Source organism: Brevibacillus fulvus (genome assembly GCF_016908525.1).
GTDB lineage: Bacteria > Bacillota > Bacilli > Brevibacillales > Brevibacillaceae > Brevibacillus_G > Brevibacillus_G fulvus.
The window spans coordinates 21,512-47,804 of sequence record NZ_JAFBEB010000015.1; the positions used below are offsets into that span (position 1 = coordinate 21,512).

The following is a 26,293-nucleotide window of genomic DNA, read 5'->3' on the forward strand; positions in this document are numbered from 1 at the left end:
AGAAAATAAAAGAGAAATAAAAGAGTTTCCTGATTCCCCTGCGTGGTGGGGGCTGCGCCCCCATGTCCGCTTGGTTTTCTCTTCTTTTTGGGACTGTATGCTCTCCTGTACCCTCTCCAGTTCCCTTTCCTCTCAGAGCCACTTTTTCCCGTTCAGCGGTAATAGGGCTGGTATCGCCCGCTTCCCGCTGACACTCGAATATTCTTATCCTTGCATGTCCTTTTTCTCCCGTTTCTTACGTATGATGTCCTTTACTTGCTCGGTCATCTTGTCTACAACCTCATCCTCAGTTGCTGGAAGCTCAGTATCTTCGCTAAGCTCCAGTCCTTTTTTGTATGTGCTGATACGCTCTCTTGTTTTTTCTGGGTTATATTTGTCAGGCTCATGAAGTACCTTGACCTGTACAGGCTTATGCAAGATATAGTCTCTGAACTGCTCCAACGAGGTAATTTCTTGGTCTTCTGGGAACCCTGTAGCCTCAGCAACCAGATCATATTTGTACATGGAACTCTCTACAAGTACTAAATTGTCAAAAAGTTTACGATTTCCGCATGGTTGCTCCACATCAGTACGAATGGTTAACATGAGGTTCAGTCCCGGATTACCAGAACTAAATGTGGTGATATTTACTCTGGTAATGATCGCTTCATAGACCCCCTCAGGTACGGGCGTAAAACCCGTCCCTTTTTCATTCTTAACTCCGTTAATGTTGATCTTTGCCATGCTAATCAGCCTCCACAATTGTGTATTTGTAGATGGAAAATGGAGCGGTCATTTTGTCGTACAAAACGTAGCCCGATAAAAAATCCATCTAAAAGAAATAACCCGAAACATCAAAATTTACCCCCTCGTACTATGACCAGTGTGGAGAATACTGGGCTGGGCAATCTGGTAAATTTTATATACTGATGTAATTAAAAGGAATATATTTACTCAAAATGGTTTTATTGTCATTTATTACAGGATAATAGCCGCCCTTATGGACGGCTATGGTCGGTAATCAGTGTAAACTTTTCTTCCAGTTCCTTCACTTTCTGGATAACTTCTTCTGTCTCGAACACCTTGAGCAAGATGTTCGCCAGATAGCCAATCGAATTGGCACTCTTACTGTCTATCTCGCCATTCCTTAGTTCATTGATCGTATTATTGAGCAGTCGTTTCACATCACTGGCAGACTGCACATACACATTCCGCTTCTTTGGCTTACCCTCTTCTGCTTTCACTGGAATACGCACAATATTGCTCATTCCGAGTTCCATCCTTTCATTGCTTTCGTTATTCTTAAAAATCAATCTGCCTCTGCTCCCCCTCTTCAGCACATCACCAGACCGATTATAGCCTAGGAACTTTATAGGCGATCTGTCTCGGCTGGTATGTTTTATCGTCCTCGACCGTTTCGTTGAAAATTGCCCTATAAGTTCCTAGGAACTCCTACATATCACACCCCAACCACATACTGATGATATGGACACGGCAGAATCACCTTGTTCTTCATCTGCTCCATCTGTCCGTAATCGGAAGCCCCGAACCAATTCGGCAGCGATCTGGGCGATTTTCGTCTATCAACTTGCTTAGCTGATCGGTTCCGTCAAGGTGTTTCATCGTCAGAAATTTTTTCTGCGAAAATCGGTTATCATCTCTTTATCATGGGCGGCACAACCCATCCCGCTTATCTGCCACATAACAGGGGGGATGAGCTTACATTTCCAATACCCAGCATAAGAAAAAAGCAGGTTTCTCATGGAGAAAAACCTACTTTTTGTTGATCGGGATTGTGTAATTTTTGAACTCGTTTCCATCATGGGCGGTACGGCTGGGATGGTAGTATCTAAGGAAACATAAGTTTCTTATCCAGTAAAAAGAAAACTTTAGGGGGGGTTACTTCTCCACTACAGCCGCTATTGCTTTCAACAGAGTCGATGTTTCGGTACGATTCAGCTTCTTCCCATGCAGCACTTTGTCAAATATCTGCTGTAGTGCCGCTTGATTCCCAGACCGTTTCGGCTTATTCCCCACTTCCTTGTCCAGATAGATCATATGGTCAACCGTAGTGATCTTTTTCCCCCGCTCTTCTTTATCCGTTATCGTCATGACGGATGTGAGCGAGTCTGCCGTTTTATCCGGCAAGGGTATTTTGGTCTCAATGGTTACACCTGAGCTAGACATGCTCTCCACTTCCTTTCCAACTGATCAAAGTTTTGCATTACGTCTGGATTTGTAGCCACAATCAAGTCTCTGTAAACGTCTATTTCTTCTGCTGGTAAAAGCCCTACCTCATCCAGCATATAATGCAGGTATTCGATCATCACGCTGGGATAAAAGGTACAAGAATAATGGATTTCTGTTATATGGGAACAGGCATACGCCTGATTGATCTCTTCGTATTCCAAGAAAACGAGCAGTCTTGCCCTTGTAGCTCTCTTTTCCAGTGGTAACGTTGCCAGCACTTCATCTGGAACAAAGCCTAATCGGGCTATTCTCTTCTGTATCTGTTCCCGATCTTGCTTTTCCAATTGGCTGAGCATCTTTTGTGATCGGTTCAGTGCCACTTTTGTTCCTGCCATTATGTTCACTCCTTAACTCGGCAATGAGCTTGGTTGCTGAGCAGATGAAGTCGGCAGGATAATAACCATACCCGCCTAAGGATACAAACCTTCTAGTTCTGCTCATTTTCCTCTTACCTTAAATGATCGAATGACAAATCGTTTTCTTCCACGATTTCTAAGTGTGGTATGCTGTCCCGTCCATTCTTTTAGCCTGTGCTGTAGAATCCTATCCCAGCAATACAGTCCAAACAACACACATAACACATCCAGTCCCGTCATTGCCGTTCCCTCCAAACATGTCCACTTTACTTCTAAACTCTCCCGCTTCTGTAATTGGCTCAAAGTGTTATCTATATCTCAAAAAGCCTGTAATCTTCACAGTCGTCATAGATACAGGGAGTAAATTTTGATGTTCTCGCCTTCTTTTATGTAGAGCATTTTCACGAAAAAAGGGATTGAGATGCGGTTCCCTCATCGAAAAAATTTGTGTTTGATGAGGCTCTGCCAAGTGTGGAAATGCACTGATTCATAGGGAGGCGTTGTAGATGTTTGATAACTTGAAATCCGTTGCGATCTATGCTCGAGTAAGTACTGAGGAGCAAGCTGAGGAAGGTTACTCTATACAGGCTCAGTTGGACACATTGAGACAATATGCTAAACAAAACCGATATATAGTTTCCAAGGAGTATAAAGACGAAGGTATATCTGGCAAGTCAATACAGAATCGTCCTCAACTCCAACAGTTACTGCGAGATGCCAAACAAGGGCTGTTTCAAGAAGTGATCGTTTGGAAGATTAACCGGATTTCACGTAACCAACTTGATCTGTTGACCATCGTAGACGAACTGCAAAAACATGGTGTTTCCTTCCGCAGCTATACCGAGAATTTTGAAACAGAGACACCAATGGGCAGATTTGCTCTCCAAATGATGGGGTCAGTTGCGGAACTGGAGCGTAATACAATTGTCGATAACGTCAAAATGGGCATGAAACAACGTGCCAGACAAGGGAAATGGAACGGTGGTAAAGTTTTGGGGTATGAGTCTGTTGAAGTGGAAGGCAGTACATTCCGTAAACGAAAGGAGACCAGACTCGTAATTGTGGAATCAGAAGCGGCATTGGTACGGATGATCTTTGAAAAATACGCCAGTGGAAAAGGGATAAAAGCGATTGCCAATGAACTAAATCACCTCGGCTACAAGACCAAATGGGGCAAGCCTTTTAGTGTAGTGGCAGTTAAAGACATCCTGAATAACCCGCTTTATGTAGGCAAAATCCGTTTCAATAAACAAGAGAATTGGACAGTTAAAAGACGTAAAGGTACCAATGCCAGCCCCATTCTGGCAGATGGTGAGCATGAACCAATCATTTCTGAAGAACTCTGGAACACCGTACAAGCCATGTACAAGACAAAATCCGAAAAGCCAGCACAGGTGTTTCATGGCTCCTTTCCCTTTACTGGGGTCATGCGCTGCCCTATGTGTGGGCATGGTATGGTTGCTCAGCGTGCCACTCGTAAAAACAAGAATGGGGAAATCAAATACACACTGTACTATCAATGTGGACAGTTTGCCAATAAAGGCTCTGCGGTATGCCGGGCGAATAGCGTTAGGGCAGATTATGCTGAAGAAGAGATTCTTGCTCGTATAGAGAAGATAGTAAGCCAGCCACAGATTACGGCAGATGTGGCAAAGGAGCTTGGGCAACGCCAAGAAGTGGACAAAGAGCCACTTGAGCAGGAATTGAAGCATGTCGATAAAAAACTTGCCGACTTAAAGCGAAAAATTAGTAAGTACTTTGTATTGTATGAAAATGATCAGCTTGAAGCCGAGGAGTTGAGAAAACGAGTACGAGAATTATCTGAAATGGAGCAACGGCTGTCTATACGGAAAGCGGAAATTGAGAATCAACTGAAATCTGGTGATATCACTCCCATACCGTTTGAGGTATTGAAGGGTATGCTAAGGGAGTTTCGGAAGGTATTTAAGCGGGCTGATCATGTAAAAAGAAAGCAGTTGGTACATGCGTTGATAAAGGAAATAACTGTGACATCCGGTAGGAAGATAGATAAGATTGAATGGAAATTTGATGATCTAAAGGAGACTTTACTCGTAAGCTAGCTAAAGGGTTAAGCAAGGCGAAGCAAAATAAGTGCTTCGCCTTGCTCCCTCATCGTTTCGCTTCAAGAAAACTGTTGGTAATGGAAAAAGAAATATTCCGTCCAATATTGCTGTTCTTTGACCATTAATCGGTATCTACTTAGCTATTTCGCCCGATAAGAATATGCATAACCTCTTGAATTATTATTGGGGACAATTCAAGCGATTCTAGATTAACAGTATTTAACCACTCAAGACATTGGTCAGTATTATAATTATCATGAACAATCAGTTCTGACAATGCGATGGCAGTAGTTCTAGAAAGTCCAAGGCTCATTAGGGAAATTTGTGTTTGCTGTGATGCACCGAACTCAAGCCAGATATTTAGTTTTGGTAGATCCATTGCTAAATCTGTAAACCCTTCCTTTTCAAGGAAGTATTTAAGGATATCAATATAGCACGAAGAATACTTTGCAAATTTAAATCTTGCAAATTCCTCTATGTCCCGCATTGTTTCTCTGATTACGCTAGGTAATGTTTTCTTCTTATCCTTTCTTTTTCTCCAATATCCCCAATTCCGTTCAATAATCCAAGCCAACCCATATCCTCTCATCCAATTTGTGACTAGCACTGCTCTATATTCGTTTAGCTGTGGCGGATCACCTGAGAGATGTTTTGAGATTCTCCCTATTACTCTTACATAACTTTCATATGCCTCTTCACTTTCAGGTAAAGCTGGTATTAACTCAGTATAATCTCTCTCAAATGAAGAAAAATAATCAAGTAGCGATTGTTGTGCTATAGGGCTTATTCCTGGATTTCGGTAAATAATCTTCTTTGGTATTTCAATTTTTTCGAGAACCTTAGCACATTCATGTTCAATTTGGTCAATTATTTCATCACTAGAAGGATATCTTGAAATAACAGGTGATTTTTTTAGTTCATCATATCGTATACGTTCTCCTAAGAGATAAGTAAATGTATATTCTAACTCTTGTTCAGACGCCGCAACTTTCCGTGGTGTTCCATCAGATATAAATTTAACTAAATCATCGCCTTTTTTCTGCAAGACTTCCTTTATGGTACTTGTAATTGGATACTTCCTTTTATTACGTGGAGGCCCATCTCCCCATACTTTATCATTGGGGTCAATACAAATTACATTTCCTTGAAATTCCTTCCCTTGTCTACCTGCTCGCCCTGCTAAGTTCCAAAAATCAATCTCGCTCATTGGTTTTTTCATGCCTTTTTTTGGGCCTCTAAGAAATATTGTTTTTGCTGGAAGGTTTACTCCTTCAATAAGTGTTGAAGTACAAACAAGAAAATGAATTTTCCCGCTTGTAAACAGTCTTTCTATTTCATTTCTGACAAGTAAAGGCATATTTCCATAATGAAATGCAACTCTTCTACCTAACGCTTGCACAAGAGTATAATTTTTATTTATTACTTTCTTGACAAGGTTGATTAATTCTACGATTTCTTCATCATCTGTTTCACACGCTTTTCCTTGTAATGTCCATAATTGTAGAGCAGTTTTTTCAGCATCAGCGGCACCATTTACATAAATTAGGTTTCCACCATTTTTACTAGCCAAAGAAAAAGCAACAATTGGTAACCTCATACTTTTTCTTGCTGGTCTATCTGATACCTCAAACTTACCTAATTTTAGTATCTCATTTTTATAACATAATTCCATTTGCCACTGCTTTGCTTTTGTAGACACTTGGGAAACCCATATTAAATTTTGGTTTACTGCAACTTGCTCTGATGATATGGGATGTTTTATTGAGTTCTCTGGAGCTTGTTTGAGCAAAAATTCAGGGTTTTCGGTCATGGGACTGGAAAAATATACCCTAACTGAATTATTTCTCCTTCTTGTTTCCTCAATAACTTGCTCCAATAAAACACCTCTTGTTCCATCACCAATTTTTTGAGCTTCATCAACTATTAATAAATGCGGTTTAAAAGTTGGGTAATCACTTAGTAACCACTGTAACCTCTCTTGTGTTAATATAAGAACTATCCTTTTTTTGTTCCAACCATTGGGTAAGCTTGGAACTGAACTGACAAATACATTATCAAGTCCTCTTTCATTTAAAGCATCAATTATTTCAAACTCAACTTGTTGAATTAATGCTCTTGTAGGTACCATAAACACAATGTTTTTTTCTTCGCCTGCTATTAAGCTATCCTCTACAATTCTCCTCAAAATAAAGGATTTACCTGCTGACGTAGGCGCTGAGATACTTAGCCACTGATTGTTTTGGGCACTATCGTAAACTGACTTTTGGAACCTATTAATTGATACGATTTTGTAATCCTCAGAATTTAAAATAGAAAACTTAATCCTTCTCTGCATCATATCCAAATGTAGAGGAAACGGTATATTTTCTTCAAAATTTTTTGGAATTAAATTCCTTCTCATAGCAAGTTTAAGTGAAGGGGTATTTGTCAATGTATCCAAAATTATTGCAGAAGCAATTTTATAATTATTATGTTCTGGCTCTGAATTTAAGCAATACTGAGCAATTCTTAAAGCAGCGTCTTGACATACTCCTACTTCACTTTTTGCTAATACGCTCGCACATTTAAGCATATAATTCCAATCGATAGAACTACACTCATAATCTTTGCTTATTAGAGGGAACTGGGAACCAACTGATTGTAGTAATAAATTTTGGTATAACTCTTGAAAACCATCGAGTTCTATTAATTTTTCTGGCAATCCTTTTTCTTTAGAGGGCATAGGAAATCTCCTTTAAAAAGGCTTCACGAAAATCATCAACCGATGGGAACGGAATAAGAAACACCTCTATATTCTAGCTTTTTAAAAGTTGGGCTTTTAGGGTTCAGATAATTTAAGAATGCCTGTTCGAGCAAAGGATCACATAAATCAATGTTATCTCGGAACAATTGAAGATCCCTATCTTGTGCAGAGTCTGTGCCGCCATCATCTATTAAAAATGGTTTTAAACTGTCTAAGCATTTACTTATTGCGTTATCAATGCTGGTATATAATTTAGATTCTCCCCAATAGAGTGATAGTTTTTGTGTATTGTTATCAAATTGGGCATATATCCCATCCGATCCATGAAAATGCATTTCTTTGCTTGTTTTTAAGGGCATTTTACACATTACCTGTGGCAATCCTAGAAAAGTTTGAGTCAATAAGTACAGGAGCATTTCACCACCTTCTCCAGTCTGTGAGAGTGAAGTGAATAATTGCCTAGCTTTAACTGCCAACTCAGTCCATTTAACAGTTGACCTAGTTTTAATCATATGATTATGTGCTTCAAGAATTTCACTTCTAGGAATAGAATAATCTATAACTGCCGCAGCAACAGCGCGTGCTAAATCTTTAACTCTCGGGCGATCATTGCCATCATGAGAAATTGTATGACAATGAAGTTTTGCCTTCGTATTTAGTATTTGTATGTTAGTTGCTACACAATTGAAGTAAGCATCTAAGTCTTTACCGTCTCCAACAACTAATTTTTTTATCTTAGCTTCCAAGTCTCCTACATTAGTTACTTTAGATGCTTTAACTTTTCTCGCAGGTACTGCCATTTTGTTCCCTCCCAGTAGGGACATAGATATATGAATATACTGATTATTATACTAAAAACTGGGACTGTAGTGCTAGTAATGGAAACAATAGTTTTTTCAAAACCGTTGCCGTTACTTGTGGTACGGTTCCCCCCGACTAATCCGAAACGCTCGATACACCTGCTCCAGCAGGATTAACCGCATCAGCTGGTGCGGGAAGGTCATCTTGGAAAACGACAAATGGGCATCGGCCCGCTTCAGCACGTCATCGGACAATCCCAGCGAGCCGCCGATGACAAACGCCACCTGGCTGCGGCCATGCAGGGCCAGCTTGTCCAATTCGGCCGACAGCTTTTCCGAACTCCACATCTGGCCCTCGATGGCGAGGGCGATCACATGCTGATCGGGCTTGAGTTGCGCCAGGATGCGCTCGCCCTCTTTGCGCTTTACTTGTTCCATCTCGGCTGCACTCATCTCTTCCGGCGCTTTCTCGTCGCTGACTTCGACGATTTGCAGCTTGCAATAGGTGGACAATCGTTTGCTGTATTCATCAATGCCTTCCTTGAGATACTTTTCCTTTAACTTGCCGACGGTGATGATCGCAATCTGCATCGTTTACAATCCTTTCACATGCAGCAAGACGACTGCTCCGGGCTGACCGCAAACGGCACAATTGTGTCCAACAGCGGGATCAGCAACTTTTTCCAGCGGGAAGGTGTCCGGGGCGACTTCATATTGGTTGACATAGTCATCAATCGCTTCCTCAACATGCTCCAGACAAACAACTTCAACCGGGTGTTCAGCGTGAATCGCGGTTTCTTTTCCTTCAATTTGTATGATTCTATCCTGTTGTGACAATGACTCCAACTTCCCTTCCGTTCTTTTGCTTTCCTACTTATTCTACCCAAGTTGCCCCGGCGAGCCAACTGCTCACGCAGGAAATTGGAGGAACAGCGCCGCGCCGATCGCCAACAAAAAAAGAGCACGGTTACGTGCTCTCCAAGTTCACTCGACCATTCTGTTTGAGTTGCCAAAAGGTCCGTTTCCCCTGGCCGATGCGAATCAGCTCAGACAGACCAGCTATGAGCATGCGGATCGGGGGGTCAGCGGCACATCCTTTGCGCTGTCCCCAGGATCGGTCAGCGAGCGGTCTTGCAAAAACGGAACCGAAAAACGGCCGTTTTTTACACAAGCGGTTTTTTTAGGATCTCACCGACACACCCGCCTGTTCCAACCGTTGGCGAAGTTGTAGCGCCGCCGCATCGGTGTTCCAATCAATTCCGAGCTGAAACAGCGTGACTTCCCGCAAAGACGGCAAGGTGGCCAATGGCGCAAGATCGGTTACGTCTGTCTGATCGAGCACCAAGCTTTTCAGGGCGGGATGGCCGGTTAGCGGCGTCAGATCGCTGATCGGGTTTTCCCCTATCAACAACGTCTGCAGCTGGGTCAGCTTGCTCAACTGCGGCAGCTTTGCGATCTGGTTGCCCGCTGCGTTGAGCAGCTGCAAGTGCGTCAGGTTGCTGACGAAATCGATGTTTTGCAACTTTCCTTGATTCAGCGCCAGCTCCTGCAGATTGGTCAAACCGGCCAGCGGCTGCCCGTCGGCAATCTCGGTAGCGGTCAGCGACAAATGGGTCAGCTTGGACAAATTCTCCAAAGGTGCCGCGGTCGTCACCGGGTTTTGGTAGACGGTCAGCCTCTCCAATTGTGTCAATCCTTGCAATGGACCGAGATCGGCAACCTTGTTTTGTTCCAGAGCGAGCTCGCGCAACCGTTTCAAGGAAGCGAGCGGACTGATATCCGATATCGGCGCCTGATTGATCGACAAACGGGTCAGCTGGGTCAGCTTGCTGATCGGGGCGATGTCCGTCACCGGCACCGCCGAGAGATGAAGCGACTGCAAGCGCGGCATTCCTTGCAAAAAGCTCAGATCGGTCACGTTCACGTAATCCAGGCTCAACTCCTCCAAGGCCGACAATGAGCGCAGCGCTTCCGGATGCGTCACCTGATTGGCATTGAGAAACAAATGCTTGAGATTGCTGGCATACTCAAGCCCGCTTAAGTCGATTGTCCCTTTCATGAGATTGAGATGGTCCACCGCTTTCATATCCTCGATCGTCAATGGGCCTGTCTGCTTCCCAAGGGAGTCGCGCACCGCCTGCTCGACGGCAGGATCTTTGATAAAGGAAGCCGACACCGCCGTGCTGATCTGCACCAACCGCTGCTCGGCCTGCCAATCGACTTTGCCGTTAATGCTATCGGCTACAAAACGCAACGGCACCAAGGTCCGCCCATTGCGAATTTCCGCGGGAACATCCAGCCCGACCGGATATTCTTTGCTCACTCCCGCCACATTGGCCGTGACGTAAGCGGTCTTGTCCCCGATCTTCAACACAATGGTCGCCACATTCTCTTTCGTTGCGATCACCGTTCTTGTCTTCGCATCCCAGGTTACCTTGGCTTGCAAACTTTCAAAGATGTGCCGCAACGGGACGAGTACGCGCCCGTTCTTGATCAGCGGCGGCTGGTCAAACGTCTGCAGCTTTCCGTTTACCTCCACTTTGATATCCGGTTCCTTCGCCGCCGCGGCAGCGCTCACGCCGGACAGCGCCAGACAGACTGCCAGCAACATGCCCATAAACCGTTTCATCAGATCGTCCCCTCGTTTCTTCCCGCTTCTCGCTTTCCTTTTAGTCCTACGCTATTTGACTGGGAATGGAGGAGAAAGGTTGCACGAAAAAAGAGGCACCTTTTGGCACCTCTTTTCGTCTTTATTGCGCCGGCGTTTTTTCCAAAGTAGCCGTTGCCGTCTTTTTGAATCCGTCACGGTAGAAGGTGATTGTGACGGTATCGCCCGGTTTTTTGTTCAAGGTCAAATATTTGCGAAGCTGTGCGCCGTTGGAGATATTCGTATCATCCAGTTTGACGATCACGTCGTATTGCCGCAAGCCCGCTTTGCCTGCCGGCGAGAAGCGCGTCACTTCATCCATGACCACGACCCCTTCAGTGACGCTGTCAGGCAAGTTGAGCGTTTCTTTCCAGTGGTATTTCGGCACATTCGCCAGATCGTACGGGGAAATGCCCAGGTAAGCGCGTTGCAGCGTGCCGTTTTGCATCAATTCCGTTACGATTTTTTTGACATCGTTGATCGGAATGGCAAAGCCGAGACCTTCTACGCCAGACTGCGCAATCTTCATGCTGTTAATCCCGATCACCTGACCGTAAATATTGCAAAGGGCGCCTCCGCTGTTCCCCGGGTTGATCGCCGCATCTGTTTGCAGGACGTCCATTTCCCAGTCGGTTTGTCCGTTATTATCCAAATCGACTGGCATCGAGCGGTCGGTGGAACTGATAATTCCTTGCGTTACCGTGCGAGAGAATTTCAGACCGAGCGGGTTCCCGATGGCGATAGCCGGTTCCCCGACTTTCAAAGCGTCGGAATCGCCAAGTTCAGCTACAGACGTTACCTTGGAACCGTCGATTTCCAGCACGGCCAGGTCGGTAAACTGGTCAGCGCCCATAATTTTCGCTTCCACTTTATCGCCGTTCGGCAAGGCAACTTCCACGCGTTGTGCTCCTTCAATCACATGATAATTGGTAATAATGTGAGCTTTGCCATTTTTCTTTTCGAAAATGACCCCGGAGCCTTCGCCGCTTTCCACCGAACTTTGCTCCTGACTAAACCAGTTGCTCACCTGGCGGATATTAATGACACCCACTACCGAATTTTCAACCTTTTCTACAGCTTGAACGGTCGCATTCTCCACACTGACCGAGATCGGTTGAGCGGTAATCCCCGATGTGTTGCCGCTAGTGATGCTTGTTTCCATCGCTTTCGCTGTATTGGTTTGCTGTTGGGGAAGGTATCCCGTTTTCGCCAGTGTCGGCATCATCAGCAGAACGACCAAACCACCGATAACCGCTGAAGAAACAGAAGTGACGATTTGTTTTCCTAACGTAGATTCCCGCCGTTTTTTACGTTCCGGTGCGGGATACATATCTTGATGATTATCGTAAAAACCCATAGAAAATCTCTCCTTCCTCACTATTCCTAGGTTTACTGATTTCACCTTGTCGTATACTTGCTTCCTTTGTGTTTTTAGTATACGATTCGTTTTCGGCAAAGTAGCGTGAGAAATATGGAAAGGTTGTGGAATCACCGCAAAATCAATCATAAAACAGGTTCATCCTGTATATCCTAGTAACACGCGAAAAACGCTAGGAAAGGATGAATTGATAGAATGAAAGCTTCTTCTTTCTCGCCGCTTCAGCAAGTTCAGATGATCGCCAAACTGGCCGACTTGCAAGAATGGAACGAGCAAAACCGATTGCTCTTGGACGCTTTGATCGACCTGCTGATCGAGAAAGGCGTGATCAGCGAGCAAGAACTGCAGGCGAAAGCAGCCCAGCTTGACTCCGCTTACCTGCATCAGGCACAGGAAAAGGGCCGGGCCCTTACTCCAATTATAACACCTCCAATTTCGTAGGTCGATGCGGATAGGTTTCCCTGAGATGCACGTCATTGCCGATCTTTAAGCCTTTTTCCTGCAAAATATTCGATACGGTCAGTTTCGCCAGCTCCATCATGTTGTTCTCTTTGCTGAGATGAGCAAGAAACACGCGTTCCGCTTCTCCCTTGAGAAAATCGCCCAATGCTTCCGCGGAAGCTTCATTGGACAAGTGTCCGACATCGCTGAGAATGCGCCGTTTGATGCTCCAGGGATACTGCGACATGCGCAGCATTTCCACATCGTGATTGGCTTCGAAAATATAGGCATCCGCCCCGCGGATCGTCTCTTTGATCTTGTCGCTGACATAGCCGAGATCGGTCGCGATGCTCAGTTTTTTGTTTCCGTGATACACACAAAAGCCCATTGGCTCCACTGCGTCATGAGAAATGCCAAACGATTGAACGGTCAGATCGCCCAACTCTTTCGTTTCGCCTGTTTGAAACAGTTGCCGTTGCTGTTCGGCGATCTTCCCGATTTGCCCGTCCATTTCCGCCCACGTCTTTTCGTTTGCATAGATCGGGATTTTATAACGGCGCGCCATCACACCGAGTCCTTTAATATGGTCCACGTGTTCATGCGTTACCAGGATCGCATTCAAACTTTGCGGATTGACGCCGATTTCCTGCAATGCCGCTTCCGCCTGTTTGCCGGTAATCCCGGTGTCGATCAGGAGCGAGTAACGATCGGTGCCCACATAAATGGCATTGCCGGTACTGCCGCTCGCCAATATACTAAATTTCAATTTGCTCACATCCTTCTATGTTGCACTGCTCTATTTTCTTGTGACTCTTTCCGGCTGGATCGGCCTTTCCATCGTGCCCGTAAATGCATTCAGGTACTGCGTCTTTCCGCCTTGGGTAATAACCCGCCAGACCGGGGCCAGCACCTGTATATCGGCGTCGTAATGAAAGCCGTAGTAGCCGAGGGAGACATCAATGATTTTCTCTCCCGGTTCAATCATCTGTTTTTCCACCAACGAACGCAGGGCGGTGTAGGCCGAAATTGTCTCACGCGCCGTTCCTTCCAGGCTGATCTGGTAGTATGTTTGCCGATAACTTTTTACGGCACCGTTTTGAATATAAATTTCAAGCGGGGCAATATACAAAGGTAAGTTTTGGTACGTCTGATGATACACCAGCCGATCGCCCGTCGAGAAATACGGATCGATTTGATATTGCCCGGCGTACAGCAGCCGGTCATCCAATTCCTGCAGCAATTCCTCCGGGTTGGTCTGGTCCGGCAAAGGCATCGGCGGCTGCAATTCACTGTAAATCGACGACCGCTCCGCCGTGATTTTGACCCCTTGCAGTTTCTTCAACAGGATCGCATCCACGCCAGGCATCTTTATGTTAAGATAAGACAGCTCCGGGGTTTCTTCCGGTATCGTCGCTTGCAAATCGATATTTTGCTGCTGTAAAAAAAGCTCCAAATTCCATTGGTCATTTTCCGAGGCGTCGGCATTTTTCCAAAGTTCCGTCCGTGTGCTGTACACCTGATAGGCCAAAAACAGATCAAGAATGAGAAAAGCCAAGATCAGAATCGTTTTCGCTCTACTCCAATCCATTGCCCTTCTCCTTTCCTTCCGAAACAACCGCGTTGATGTAATACCGGGTACCCATGACCGTTTCCACGACCCAAACCGGCCGCAGCTTGATTTGTTTCTGTTTTTGGTCGAGATGGGTCTGGTAGCCCAAGTAGGCATTTTTCACTTGAATGGGATCGAGCAGTTTCTTCGTCCGAATCCATTCATACAACTCCGGTCCAGACATCACCATACAAGTTTCCTGATGTTCCAGCTTGTCCAAATCGAACAGCGATCGTTTCATCGTGACGACCTGCCCGCCTTCGATCATGACGGAAATGGAATCAAGATGCTGATCATCTCCGCTGATTAGCGGATAAAAGCCCAAGTATTGCTGAAAACGAATGAAGTTCGCCTCATGATCGTTTCCTTCGATCTGCTGCAGATAATAGTCATCCAACCAGCCCAAATGGGAGTTAATAAAAGCGACCGCTCCCTTTAGCTTGTCTTCCTTGCTCAAGTAGTCGTTTCCCTGTTGAAACGCCGGATCGGTAAAGGTGATAATTTGCTGGTTTGGCCGCAGTTGCAGCGAACGGCTGCCGTCGGTAAAAATAATCGTGCCATCTCGCTCGACAATTTGCCGGACAAGGTTCGGATCGAGGAAATAAGCCTCCAGCAAATCGTTATTGCTCGTTGCAGAATAGCGATAGTCCAGCTTTTGCATCTTCACCTGCTGCTTCGGCAAATAAAAGATGTTCCAAAAAGGATAGTCCGGCCGGGTCAAGCTTTCTGCCTCTTGCGTTTTCATAATTTGTTCCGGCAGCATTTTTCCCAGCGGCAAGTAGGAGTCATGCAAATCTTTAAAACTGACTGCTGTGCGGGCACGAACGATTTCCCCGTTTTTCGTGTCCATCAGCAACGCGAACACACTGGCTTCCTCTTCTGAGTAATACAGCCAAATCCGGTCAATGCCTGCCATCTGCTGATATCCCTGTTCATCCTGGAATTTCAGCAGTTCGCTTGCGATCTCGACGGGGATTTGCGTGCGGAACTGCACTTCCAGCCCTTCCGTTTGTCGGGTGAGTGCCGTCCATTTTTCTTCCGACAGCGGATAAGTAACAAAATCGAAAAAATACCACCTTGTCATTTCGGTTCTGATCAAACTGTAAACAGCCTGTGTGGAAACAGCCCGCGTGTGGCGATCTTCTCCATAATGAAAGACGATCGATGAGGGAACGATCAGATCCTCCAATTGTTTCGTATCGACTGGCTTGGACTTGACATATTGCACCGGTTCAATCAACTGATATTGCGTTCGGTTATTCCACAAAAGCGAAGTCAGCAGAAAGCTGGTTAAGACAAGCAAAACAAGCATGACGGTTTTGACAGGCTCTTTCCACGAGCTGATCATGCTTCTCCCTCCTCCGCTACCGGAATCCAAAAGCCGACCGTTGTCCCTTCGTTGATCTTGCTGTTGATCTCAATATCCGCACCGTGCGCTTGCACCAACTCACGCGCGATGGCAAGCCCAAGCCCTGTGCCGCCCTGTCCACGGGAGCGGGCCTTGTCCACTCGATAAAAGCGCTCAAAGATGCGTTTCAGATCACGCGCGGGAATCCCGATGCCATTATCCATGACCACAATCTCAATTTTCTTTTGCTGTCTGTCCACCATCGCTCGCAACGCAACAGAACCGCCAGCAGGCGTATACTTGATCGCGTTGGATAACAAATTGTCCAAAACCTGGTTGATCGCATCCTGATCAACATGGGCTTCCGGGAGCTGCTCCGGCACCTCCAGGGTCAAGCGTATTCCCTGTTGTTCACTCATCATCGAGAACCGGTCGGCTGCATATTGCAGCAGCCGAATCACATTGACCCGCTTGCGATGCAAATGAATCCCTTGTGAGTCGAAGCGGGAGAGCTGCAGCAAGTCATTGACCAGGCGGATCATCCGCTCTGTCTCCGTCATCGTCACCCGCAAAAAACGATTGGAAAGCTCCGGATCATCGACCGCGCCTTCCAAAAGAGCTTCGGTATAGCTTTTTATCGTCGTTAACGGCGTTCGCAACTCATGGGATACATTGGCCACAAACTCCCGCCGTTGCTGCTCTAAACGGGCTTGTTCCGTAATATCCTGAAGTACGGCAATAATCCCGCCCTTTTTGCCGCTGTCATGCTGCAGCGGTGTAAACGTGACGCGCAGCGTAACCACTTCCCGATTATCCAGCATCATCTCGATTACCAGCGGTTCCGCTTCCACAAACAGCGGCATCTCTTCTTCCGGCGGCAGCCGCAAAATATCGTACAGCGTCTTGCCATGTTCCAGTACATCATCGATTGTAATTTGCAGCATCTCTTCAGCCGAGCGGTTTAGCAAAATGATCTGGCCGTCGCGGTTGGCTGCAATCACGCCATCAGACATGTTGGCGAGGATGCCGGACAGCTTTTCCCGCTCTTCTTCCTGCTGCCAGATTGCCTCTTTCAGCCGTGCGGTCATGTCATTGAAGGTCATCCCCAATTGACCGATTTCATCACTGCCATAGATCCGAACCGTCCGATCGAATTCTCCTTCAGCGACCGCTCTTGCCTGCCTTGTCATCTCCTTGACCGGTTTCGTGATCGTGCGGGCCAGCACAACCCCCAAGGCAACGGTAAAAATCAAGGCGATACCCGTGCCCGTGGCCAATATGTTGGTCATTTTGCGGATGGTCGTATAGACGCTCTCCATCGAAGCGACCATATAGACCGCTCCATAGACGGCATTGTTGCTTTTGACCGGCACAACCAACACCTTGACCCGGTTTCCGGTCCGCGGATCGATCCGCAGCGACTCGCTGCGCGTCCCCAGCAGCGCCACCGTCACTTCCGGCTGCGAAGTACGCTGTCCGATAATGCTCTTGTCTTCTTCCGTCGTACTGATGACACTGCCATTTTGATCGATAACCTGCACATTGGCGCTGTTCAGCTTGACCAGGTTGTAGATCAGGTTGTCTATCGCTTCTTTCGTTTCCGCAACATCCTGCTCTTTCTCGTCTTTCGGCTGCAAATATCGTTCCAGATGCGTCGAAAGCAGTGTTGCCTGGGTGTTCAATGTTTCGGAAAAGTTATTGGTGTAGTAGCTTTCTACTTCTCGGGCAAAATAGGCGCCAATAAACTGCATCGCAATCAATATCAACAGCATGTAAATCGCGATGATTTTCCATTGAACCGTGTGAAACAGGCGCAATTTGGCCATTACGGCTGTCCTCCGTTGACCGGATTACGCAACGAATACCCCAAACCACGGCGAGTAATGATATACTTCGGCTGGCTCGGGTCGTCTTCAATTTTCTCTCGCAGTCGCCGGATCGTAACGTCGACAGTGCGGACATCGCCAAAATAATCATAACCCCAAACAGCCTGCAGCAAATGTTCTCGTGTCAACACCTGACCTTGATGGCGCGACAAATAGACGAGCAGCTCAAACTCACGATGCGTCAGATCGAGCGATTCGCCTGCCTTCACCAACGTGTAGGAATGCAAGTCAATTTCCAGCTCGTGAATCCGCAAATAGCGATCGTTTTGCTCATCGGTTTTCGGTTTTTGCCGGCGCAGATGCGCTTTCACCCGCGCGATCAATTCTCTGGCGCTAAATGGCTTGGTCACATAGTCGTCGGCGCCAAATTCAAGCCCCAGCACCTTGTCCAGTTCGGAGTCTTTCGCCGTCAGCATAATAATCGGAACGTCGGAGAATTGGCGAACATCGCGGCACACGTCCATTCCGTCGCGGCCGGGCAACATGACATCAAGCAGAATCAGATCAGGTTGCTCCTCTTGAGCCAGCTTTATCGCTTCATCGCCATCATAAGCACAGACCACTTGATAGCCTTCTTTTTCAAACGTGAATTTCAAAATATCGGCAATTGGCCGTTCATCGTCTACGACCAGGAGTTTGGCCATTTCGCTCACCCCTCTTTCCATAATCAGTTCAACTTGAACGGCCTCATTTCCTGCCTGAGCGGATTGCTGAAAAATCAGGAAAAAGGCCACTCTCATCCGAGAAATGGCCTTTTTTGAAACTATTTTGTTTAGCGCAGGAAACGAAGCGGATTTTGCAGTCGTCCATTTTGATGAACCTCAAAATGGAGATGAACACCGGTTGAGTCTCCTGTTGACCCCATGATGCCGATCGTTTTGCCTTGGGCGACGACATCGCCGACTTTTACTTTGATTTGCCGCATATGACCATATAGTGTTTCCATTCCGTTTCCGTGGTCAATAATGACGGCATTGCCGTAATCTCCATCCCAACCGGCGAAGACGACACGGCCATTGTCGGCCGCTGCAATCGCTCCGGAGCCGGCTATATCGATCCCTTTGTGCATTTTGCCCCAACGCGTGCCAAATCCGCTGCTGATTACCCCTCTGGCCGGCCAGATAAAACTGCCTGTCCCCCGTGAAGGAATCACTTTTGTGCCGCGCTGGATAATTTTCGCGACCGGTTGCTGAACAACCTTTTGGCTCAACACTTTCTTATCTACTACTTGTCCATTTTCTTTGAGAATTTCATAAGTGACCAGCTTCGAACCTTCTTTTCCTTCCTGAATCACCTTGGTTTCGCCCTTCGGCAAATTGGCATTGTTCTCAATCTGAACGTTGTAATCGACCTTTTCCTGCTGGGTGACTTGCTCGGTCTCTTGAACGGTGACAAGCGGCCGCATCGCCGTTACATTGATTTGTTGACCAAGCTGTAAAACCGTGTCCTCGGTAATGCCAGGATTGTTCCGATAAATATCTTCGGAGGTAATTCCGTATTTCTTGGCGATGCATCCGATGCAATCGCCCTCGACGACAGTATGGATCACTTGTTTCAAAGTTCCTTTGGAAATCAGCTCGGCAAGCTTGTCCTCGGACAAGACTTCTGCAGAGGTAACCGTATCTTTTTCAAACTTGACTTCCTCTTTGATCCCAACCTGTTTTTCAACTGGCGCCGGTTCGCTCAGCGAAGCAGTCGTTACCGCTTTTTTCGTCGCAGCGCCATCATTGCCGGCATACTTCTCCTTGAGCTTGTCCAAGACAGCTTGCGCTTCGTTTACACTGGCGGCATATCCAATCGCTTTGCCATCGATGACAATTTTGACTGCCTCGACTTTGATATTGGCAATATCGGATAAAGCCGTGATTGCTGCCGTGTTATCAAAGTCGCCTTTAAACTTTGTTTCTTCCTTAAACGAAATCGTATCTGCAAGGGTAAGTTTGAGTCCCCTCTTTTGTTCCTCTTCTTCTTTCAGTTTCTGGGCAGCCCAGCTATGTATAACATTCGGGTCGTTGACAACCCCGATTTCCTCTCCATTAACATAGACGTGGTAAATGGAGTAAGTATTGCTTGTATAGTAATAATCAGCGGAAACTCCCGCTACGGCCAGAATGAGCACCCCCGCCGCAATCGAGAGCGACTGTTTTTTATGTTTCATTATGTATGACCATGATTTTTCTTTAATGTTCTTTGTCTGCTGACCGGTTTGACTGAGCAAAAGCGTCATGCGCTTTTTCAGTCTGGATGTCCACTCGGCCATTTCCATAACCTTCCCTCCCACAAACGCATTTCTTAAATTTTCTAACTGTTTTCACCAATTATTTACATCATTTTCTTACAATTCCGTGCCTTTTTTCCCAGTATAACCCAACCACAATCTCCCAAATTACCTAAAGAAACCAACTATAACGACTTTAACACACGTTTAGCTCCTTCATCAAGTGTAAAATGGTGTCGAATAACTTGGATTGTCAAGTGTCATAATATGGACATAGCTCAGCCAAGATTTGTATGTCTCCAGTAAATTGACAGTTCAACAAGTTCTCATTTTCGCTATGAAACCCCAATTAAAGGAGGGTATCCTGTTGAAAGAACGAAATATCCTTGCCGGTTTCCGTACGATGGAAAGCGCGGAACAGGCAGCGAAGCAACTGCAGCAGGCGGGATTCAAGACCGTTCAGGTGAGCCACATTGGTGAATACCCTGGCGGAGGCCTCGACCAACTCACCAACCCGATTACAGGGGAGATTCCCTCGCTGGGCAGTTTGTCTCTGGACGCTGATTTCCCGAGCGGACGTAATGCCAGTATTTTGGCCGCGGCCGATCCGGATGCCAGCGGTTTGTCTGACGGCGGGCAAGACAGTGTTGGCCCCAGTTTCCTGTTGACGGCAGTTGTTCCGGAAAACCGCAGCGAGGAAGCGTCCCAAATTCTTCGTTCTTGCGGAGGTCAATTTTAACCATAAATCCCGCTCAAAATATTTGCCACCCTTTGCCCTGTTTATCGCATTGGGTGGCAATTTTTTATCGTTCCGCAAATGCTCCGACTCTTCGGCGGCAGAATCTTCCCCTACGGCCGAGGCGGTCTGGCTGGCTGGTTCCATTAGCGCTTCAACTCGACCATCGAGGTAATATCGCGCAAAGGCAAGCGGCGGATTGTCGTTTTTTCTTGATCGGCAGTCTTGAACGTAAAGCAAATATATCCTTTGTTATAATGAGTCATTGTCCCGCTAATAATGCTTCCGTTGAACATCTTAACTTCTACTTTTTTGCCAATCAATTTCACTGCTTTCTGATCGAATCCCATCGTCAACACCTCATTTTCGATTTGTTATGGGATACCATATGCCCAGAAGGCAGCAACTGGTGACTGTCCACGATAAAAGTTACTGCAAGTTTTTTTCATGCCAAAAAAGCTGCCGTTTGAAACGGCAGCTTGGAAAAATTCAAGCGATCAAGCGTATATACCCCGAACCACAACGGTTTGCTCGCGATCTGGGCCAACAGAGAAAATCGACAGCGGTATCCCGGTCAGTTGCGTGATTCGCTCCATATAATGACGGGCATTTGCCGGCAAGTCATTGATGCTGCGCACGCCGGTAATATCTTCATGCCATCCCGGAAGGTCCTCGTAAATCGGTTCACAGTCAGCCAATACTTTCAAACTGGCCGGGAAGGTTTCCAGGATTTCACCTTTGTATTTATAGCCGGTGCAAATGCGCAATGTATCCAGGCCAGTCAATGTATCAAGTTTGGTGATGGCCAAACCGGTAATACCGCTGACACGGCGAGCATGCCGGACAACTACGCTGTCAAACCAGCCAATCCGACGCGGACGACCGGTTGTTGTTCCATATTCATAACCAACTTCGCGAATTTGGTCGCCGATTTCATCATGCAATTCGGTCGGAAATGGTCCGTCACCGACACGAGTCGTGTACGATTTGGCCACACCGATTACCTGATGAATTTTCGTTGGGCCCACTCCAGAGCCGATGGTCACGCCGCCAGCAATCGGGTTGGAAGAAGTCACATACGGATAAGTACCTTGATCAATATCCAACAGCACTCCTTGCGCTCCTTCAAACAAGACGCGGCTGCCCCGGTCAATCGCATCATTCAAGACAACAGACGTATCCGTTACATACGGACGAATGATCTCCGCATAGCCCAAATACTCTTCCAGAACTTCATTCAAATCAAAACCGGTCGTGTCGTACATTTTTTCAAGCAGCCGGTTTTTCTCCGCCAGGTTGCGCTCCAATTTGCTTGCAAATTCGTCACGGTCCAGCAAATCGACAATCCGAATCCCGATGCGCGCTGCTTTATCCATATAAGCAGGTCCGATACCTTTGCGGGTTGTGCCGATTTTGTTATGTCCTCGGCTATCTTCTTCCATGCTGTCCAATTTGATATGGTAAGGCATGATTACATGCGCACGATTGCTGATTTTCAAGTTTTTGGTGGAAACTCCGAATCCTTTCAAGTAGTCCAGTTCGGCGACCAGCGCCTTTGGATCGACTACCATCCCATTTCCAATCACACAGATTTTATCTTGGTAGAAAATACCGGAAGGAATCAAATGCAGTTTATACTTTTTGCCATCAAAAATAATCGTATGGCCTGCATTATTACCACCTTGGTAACGCGCCACTACCTCGGCGCTTTCCGCCAAGTAATCGGTAATTTTTCCTTTTCCCTCATCGCCCCATTGGGTTCCGACGACAACGACAGTTGACATCGAAAAACACCTCCTGATTTCATCATGTCCACGTTGGGCAAGAAACAATCTAAGTTTACAAAACTAAAGTGGCGCTGTCAATGAAATTCCGAACAATCCAACCAGAGCCTATATCTATGTTCGGATATAATTCAAACGATTGCCAAAAAAGTAATTGTATAAAAAAAACAGAAATACCGGAAGAAGTATTTCTGTCTGATTAAGGTTATCAGCCGGCAATATCGCGATAACGATTCTCCAGGCTGACGAATTTATTATATTCTTTCAAGAATGCCAACTCTACTGTCCCCGTAGGGCCGTTCCGCTGTTTGGCAATAATGATTTCAATTACATTTTTGTTTTCCGTTTCTTTATCGTAGTAATCATCCCGATAAAGAAACGCAACAATGTCGGCATCTTGCTCGATCGAACCGGATTCACGGATATCTGACATCATCGGGCGTTTATCCTGCCGCTGTTCTACAGAGCGGCTTAACTGGGACAAAGCAATAATCGGAACATTCAATTCCCGCGCGATCCCCTTCAACGTTCGGGAAATCTCGGAGACTTCCTGCTGACGGTTGTCCCCTTTTCCACGGCCGTGAATCAGCTGCAAATAATCAATCAAAATCATGCCGAGGCCGCGTTCGGTTTGCAGTCGTCGACACTTGGCCCGAATGTCCTGAACGGTAACTCCCGGCGAATCGTCGATATAAATCGGCGCTTTGGCCAAAGTACCAATCGCCATCGTCAGCTTTTGCCAATCGTCTTCTTCCAAGCGGCCTGTCCGCATTTTTTGCGCATCCAGATTGCCTTCCGCGCAAATCATCCGCTGTACCAACTGCGACGCGGCCATCTCCAGAGAAAAGATGGCGACCGTTTCTCCGGCGCGCGCAGCGACGTTTTGCGCCACATTGAGGGCAAACGCCGTTTTCCCTACGGACGGACGGGCAGCAAGAATAATTAAATCGCTGCGTTGGAACCCGGACGTCATTTTATCCAAATCAGGGTATCCCGACGGTATTCCGGTTACATCTCCGCGCCGCTGGCTTAACAGCTCGATGCGCTCGTACGTCTCCAACAATACGTCACGAATCGGAACAAATCCGCCGCTGTTGCGGTTTTGCGAAATCTCTAGTATATATTTCTCAGCATCGGCAATAATTTGTCCAACATCATCTTCACGCGAATAGCCGTCGTTGGCAATCTTCGTCGCGGTGAGAATCAACCGCCGCAGCAACGCCTTTTCCTCGACGATCCGGGCATAGTATTCCACGTTTGCTGCAGTCGGAACAGAGCTGGCAATTTCGGTTAGATAGGTGACACCGCCAACTTCATCCAGCAGCTTATGATCTTGCAACTCCGCTGTAACCGTTACAAGATCGACCGGCTCTCCCTTTTCATACAGATCCTGCATCGTTTTAAAGATACGCTGGTGGGCTGTCTTGTAGAAGTCCTCCGGTCGAAGTATCTCAATGGCCGTAATGAGAGCTTCCTTTGACAAGAACACGGCACCCAGCACAGATTGTTCCGCTTCATTGTTTTGTGGCGGGACTCGGTCCAAAAACAGGTCGCTCACGTCAGACCCCTCACTGTCTTCATAAGTTATTCTTCTACGACATGCACACGCAAAATGGCGGTAACGTCATGATGCAACTTCACTTTCACTTGCGTTACACCCAAAGAACGAATTGGTTCCATCTCCAGTTTGCGTTTATCCAGTTTTACTTGAAATTGCTCTTCCAATACCTGGGCAACCTGTTTGCTGGAAATCGCCCCAAACAAACGACCGCCTTCGCCCGCTTTCCCTTTGATTTTGACGGTCATCTCTTTCATTTTTTCCGCCAATTCCTGGGCTTCGATTTTTTCCTGTTCTTTTCGTTTATCTTCACTGCGTTTTTTTGCTTCCAAACTTTTAATATTGCTGTCCGTCGCTTCTTTTACCAGACCTTTTGGCAAGAGAAAGTTGCGAACATAGCCTTCCGAGAGATCCTTGACCTCTCCTTTTTTCCCTTGTCCTTTTACATCTTGCAAAAAGATAACCTTCATTTGTGACTCCTCCTTTTGGTCGGGTGATCTTTCCTTTACGCAGATTTGCTCCGCTGACTCCTTACAAAACGGAATCAATGGCTTCTTTCAGTCGGCCGACTGCCTGCTTGATAGAAACACCGTCCAATTGTGCCGCAGCACCTGTCAAGTGCCCGCCGCCGCCGAGGTATTCCATAATGGCTTGCACATTGATATCACCAAGCGAGCGGGCACTGACCAGCACTTTGTCATCGGCTCTTCTCGCCACGACAAAAGACGCCTGGATGCCCGACAGCGTCAATAACAATTCCGCCGCCTGAGCAACTTGTACCTGGGTATAGTCTTCATGGAGATCACCCACAGCGATGGCCAGATGATCGCGATATGTTTCGGTGTTCATAATGATCTTGGCCCGTTTTACGAATTGACCGAGGTCCTCTTTCAAATAACGCTGAACAGTGGCCGTATCCGCTCCGTTTCTTCGCAAAAACGAAGCAGCCTCAAAGGTGCGCGACCCCGTTCGGAAGGCAAAACTCTTCGTATCGACGACAATCCCGGCCAACAATGCCGTTGCGATGGCGCTTTCGATGTTGATCCGGTCGCTCTGGTATTGAAGCAACTCCGTCACCAATTCGGACGTAGAGGAAGCATAAGGTTCCAAATAAATCAGGACGGGATCCTCAACAAACTCTTCGGAACGGCGGTGGTGGTCAATGACGACAACGCGGCTCGTTTCTTCCAACAACCTTGGTTCAATCACCAGTGACGGACGATGAGTATCGACAATGATCAGCAACGTCCTTCCTGTCACAAGTCTGATCGCTTGCTCAGGGGTGATAAAGAACTCAGCCAACTCTTCATTGGCGTAAATTTCTTTCATCAAACGTTCAATCGAAGGATTCACTTCATCCAAAACAATATAGGCACTCTTGTTTTGAAAACGAACAGCCTTAAACACTCCGAGCGCTGCCCCAATCGCATCCATATCCGGCTGCTTATGGCCCATGACAATCACTTGTTCGGCCTCATTGATCAAGTCGCGAAGCGCATGGGCAATTACCCGCGCACGCACCCGCGTACGTTTTTCCACAGCATTTGATTTGCCGCCGTAGAAAGTCAGTTTGTTGCCTACTTTCACTGCCGCCTGGTCACCGCCGCGGCCCAATGCAATATCCAAACTGGACTGTGCGATTTGACCCAGTCCAATATAGGAATCGACACCGGCCCCGACCCCAATGCTCAAGGTCAGCGGTATTTTATTATCAGCCGTCATTTCACGAACAACGTCCAAAATATCAAAACGACTCTCTTCCAGTTTTTCAAGCGTCTGCCGATCCATTAAAGCAAGGAATTTGTCAGACGTGTACCTTCTGAGATAAATCCCATGTTTCTGAGCCCAATCACTAATGACCCCTGACACGTTGGTTGAAAGCAACGTTCTGCTCTGGTCATCCATCATCTGACCAACTTCATCAAGGTTATCCAGATGGACAATCGCCAATACGGACTTCTCCCGATGATACCGGGCAAAAAGCTCCTTAAACTCGGTAATATCTTTAAAAAAGAGGAGCTTTTCCTCTGGACGATGCAACACCTCGTAGATTCGCTCGTTAAAGGTATATTCCAAACGTTTCTGATCCGGTTTGAAAGCAAGCGAGGGGAACAGTTCATTCAGGTTTTTCCCGACTAATAACTCTTCACCAACCATCAATTGCATAAATGGATTATTCCATTCCACAACTCGCTCATCGTTGTACAATAGAATCCCTAGGGGCATTTCCTGAATTACACTTTCGCCAGCTTTTTTCACCCGGTGCGAAATTGTAGCCAGGTAAAGACGCAAATCCTGTTGGAATCCCTTCTCCGCCTGAATCACATAGACGACTAACCCAATGAGGCAGACGAAGCCAATCGCTCCGTACAACCAGTGGTATAAAGTTAAGATCGCCAGCAACAACAGGCTAAAGCCGAGAGCTAGGACTGTATGCAGCCCGTACCAACGCTTCAACAGGAACTTGGGCATTTCC

24 protein-coding genes are annotated in these 26,293 nt (G+C 46.6%); 3 read left to right on the plus strand and 21 right to left on the minus strand.

What is annotated here, in order from left to right:
- Window positions 1-204: 204 nt before the first annotated feature.
- From JOD01_RS16755 to JOD01_RS16770, 4 genes are all read right to left on the minus strand, one after another.
- Window positions 205-723, minus strand: coding sequence for a DUF669 domain-containing protein (locus JOD01_RS16755; protein WP_204519467.1), 519 nt, complete (start codon window positions 721-723; stop codon window positions 205-207).
- A gap of 254 nt (window positions 724-977) precedes the next feature.
- Window positions 978-1,235 carry a hypothetical protein gene (locus tag JOD01_RS16760; protein ID WP_204519468.1) on the minus strand — a complete coding sequence of 86 codons (258 nt, stop codon included), beginning with the start codon at window positions 1,233-1,235 and terminating at the stop codon, window positions 978-980.
- Between the two features lie 643 nt (window positions 1,236-1,878).
- Window positions 1,879-2,166 carry a hypothetical protein gene (locus JOD01_RS16765; RefSeq protein WP_122953251.1) on the minus strand — a complete coding sequence of 96 codons (288 nt, stop codon included), beginning with the start codon at window positions 2,164-2,166 and terminating at the stop codon, window positions 1,879-1,881.
- Entirely contained in the window at window positions 2,148-2,564 is a 417-nt protein-coding gene (locus tag JOD01_RS16770) for a hypothetical protein (RefSeq protein WP_122953252.1), read from the minus strand. Before JOD01_RS16770 ends, JOD01_RS16765 begins: the two co-directional genes overlap by 19 nt.
- Window positions 2,565-3,091: 527 nt before the next feature.
- Here JOD01_RS16770 and JOD01_RS16775 point away from each other — a divergent pair.
- Window positions 3,092-4,666, plus strand: coding sequence for a recombinase family protein (locus JOD01_RS16775; protein WP_204519469.1), 1,575 nt, complete (start codon window positions 3,092-3,094; stop codon window positions 4,664-4,666).
- A gap of 139 nt (window positions 4,667-4,805) precedes the next feature.
- Here the strand turns inward: JOD01_RS16775 and JOD01_RS16780 are convergent, their stop codons facing one another.
- The 6 genes from JOD01_RS16780 to JOD01_RS16805 form a co-directional block, all read right to left on the minus strand.
- A complete protein-coding gene (locus JOD01_RS16780; protein ID WP_204519470.1) occupies window positions 4,806-7,391 on the minus strand; it encodes a DEAD/DEAH box helicase in 2,586 nt (861 codons plus the stop codon).
- Between the two features lie 35 nt (window positions 7,392-7,426).
- Window positions 7,427-8,212, minus strand: coding sequence for a HamA C-terminal domain-containing protein (locus JOD01_RS16785; protein ID WP_239565542.1), 786 nt, complete (start codon window positions 8,210-8,212; stop codon window positions 7,427-7,429).
- A gap of 111 nt (window positions 8,213-8,323) precedes the next feature.
- Window positions 8,324-8,803, minus strand: coding sequence for a 23S rRNA (pseudouridine(1915)-N(3))-methyltransferase RlmH (rlmH, locus tag JOD01_RS16790; RefSeq protein WP_204519471.1), 480 nt, complete (start codon window positions 8,801-8,803; stop codon window positions 8,324-8,326).
- A gap of 3 nt (window positions 8,804-8,806) precedes the next feature.
- Entirely contained in the window at window positions 8,807-9,049 is a 243-nt protein-coding gene (locus tag JOD01_RS16795) for a CxxH/CxxC protein (RefSeq protein ID WP_204519472.1), read from the minus strand.
- Between the two features lie 343 nt (window positions 9,050-9,392).
- Window positions 9,393-10,841, minus strand: a complete 1,449-nt coding sequence (locus JOD01_RS16800) for a leucine-rich repeat domain-containing protein (protein WP_204519473.1) — start codon at window positions 10,839-10,841, stop codon at window positions 9,393-9,395.
- Between the two features lie 121 nt (window positions 10,842-10,962).
- The gene (locus tag JOD01_RS16805) at window positions 10,963-12,216 is read right to left on the minus strand and encodes a S1C family serine protease (protein WP_204519474.1); all 1,254 of its coding nucleotides are present in this window, start codon (window positions 12,214-12,216) and stop codon (window positions 10,963-10,965) included.
- A gap of 216 nt (window positions 12,217-12,432) precedes the next feature.
- Between JOD01_RS16805 and JOD01_RS16810 the strand changes: the two genes are divergently transcribed.
- A complete protein-coding gene (locus tag JOD01_RS16810) occupies window positions 12,433-12,678 on the plus strand; it encodes a hypothetical protein (protein WP_204519475.1) in 246 nt (81 codons plus the stop codon).
- Here JOD01_RS16810 and JOD01_RS16815 read toward each other — a convergent pair.
- The 6 genes from JOD01_RS16815 to JOD01_RS16840 all read right to left on the minus strand — a co-directional run bounded on the left by JOD01_RS16815 (window position 12,656) and on the right by JOD01_RS16840 (window position 19,787).
- Entirely contained in the window at window positions 12,656-13,444 is a 789-nt protein-coding gene (locus JOD01_RS16815) for an MBL fold metallo-hydrolase (RefSeq protein WP_204519476.1), read from the minus strand. The genes JOD01_RS16810 and JOD01_RS16815 overlap by 23 nt on opposite strands.
- A gap of 30 nt (window positions 13,445-13,474) precedes the next feature.
- Window positions 13,475-14,266 (minus strand): two-component system regulatory protein YycI, encoded by a 792-nt coding sequence (locus JOD01_RS16820; protein WP_204519477.1) that lies wholly within the window; start codon window positions 14,264-14,266, stop codon window positions 13,475-13,477.
- Entirely contained in the window at window positions 14,253-15,635 is a 1,383-nt protein-coding gene (locus JOD01_RS16825; protein ID WP_204519478.1) for a YycH family regulatory protein, read from the minus strand. Before JOD01_RS16825 ends, JOD01_RS16820 begins: the two co-directional genes overlap by 14 nt.
- A complete protein-coding gene (gene walK, locus JOD01_RS16830) occupies window positions 15,632-17,461 on the minus strand; it encodes a cell wall metabolism sensor histidine kinase WalK (protein WP_204519479.1) in 1,830 nt (609 codons plus the stop codon). Before walK ends, JOD01_RS16825 begins: the two co-directional genes overlap by 4 nt.
- Window positions 17,461-18,165 (minus strand): response regulator YycF, encoded by a 705-nt coding sequence (yycF, locus tag JOD01_RS16835; RefSeq protein WP_204519521.1) that lies wholly within the window; start codon window positions 18,163-18,165, stop codon window positions 17,461-17,463. Before yycF ends, walK begins: the two co-directional genes overlap by 1 nt.
- Before the next feature lie 128 nt (window positions 18,166-18,293).
- Complete coding sequence (locus JOD01_RS16840; protein WP_204519480.1) at window positions 18,294-19,787, minus strand: M23 family metallopeptidase; 1,494 nt, start codon at window positions 19,785-19,787, stop codon at window positions 18,294-18,296.
- Window positions 19,788-20,106: 319 nt separating this feature from the next.
- Between JOD01_RS16840 and JOD01_RS16845 the strand changes: the two genes are divergently transcribed.
- A complete protein-coding gene (locus JOD01_RS16845) occupies window positions 20,107-20,478 on the plus strand; it encodes a hypothetical protein (protein ID WP_204519481.1) in 372 nt (123 codons plus the stop codon).
- A 143-nt stretch (window positions 20,479-20,621) separates the two neighbouring features.
- Here the strand turns inward: JOD01_RS16845 and JOD01_RS16850 are convergent, their stop codons facing one another.
- The 5 genes from JOD01_RS16850 to JOD01_RS16870 form a co-directional block, all read right to left on the minus strand.
- Window positions 20,622-20,825, minus strand: coding sequence for a hypothetical protein (locus tag JOD01_RS16850; protein ID WP_204519482.1), 204 nt, complete (start codon window positions 20,823-20,825; stop codon window positions 20,622-20,624).
- A 147-nt stretch (window positions 20,826-20,972) separates the two neighbouring features.
- On the minus strand, window positions 20,973-22,259 hold the full coding sequence (locus JOD01_RS16855; protein WP_204519483.1) for an adenylosuccinate synthase: 1,287 nt from the start codon (window positions 22,257-22,259) through the stop codon (window positions 20,973-20,975).
- Between the two features lie 208 nt (window positions 22,260-22,467).
- A complete protein-coding gene (gene dnaB / locus JOD01_RS16860) occupies window positions 22,468-23,817 on the minus strand; it encodes a replicative DNA helicase (protein ID WP_204519484.1) in 1,350 nt (449 codons plus the stop codon).
- Between the two features lie 26 nt (window positions 23,818-23,843).
- Window positions 23,844-24,287, minus strand: a complete 444-nt coding sequence (rplI, locus tag JOD01_RS16865) for a 50S ribosomal protein L9 (RefSeq protein ID WP_204519485.1) — start codon at window positions 24,285-24,287, stop codon at window positions 23,844-23,846.
- Between the two features lie 61 nt (window positions 24,288-24,348).
- The gene (locus JOD01_RS16870; RefSeq protein WP_204519486.1) at window positions 24,349-26,289 is read right to left on the minus strand and encodes a DHH family phosphoesterase; all 1,941 of its coding nucleotides are present in this window, start codon (window positions 26,287-26,289) and stop codon (window positions 24,349-24,351) included.
- Window positions 26,290-26,293 lie beyond the last annotated feature (4 nt).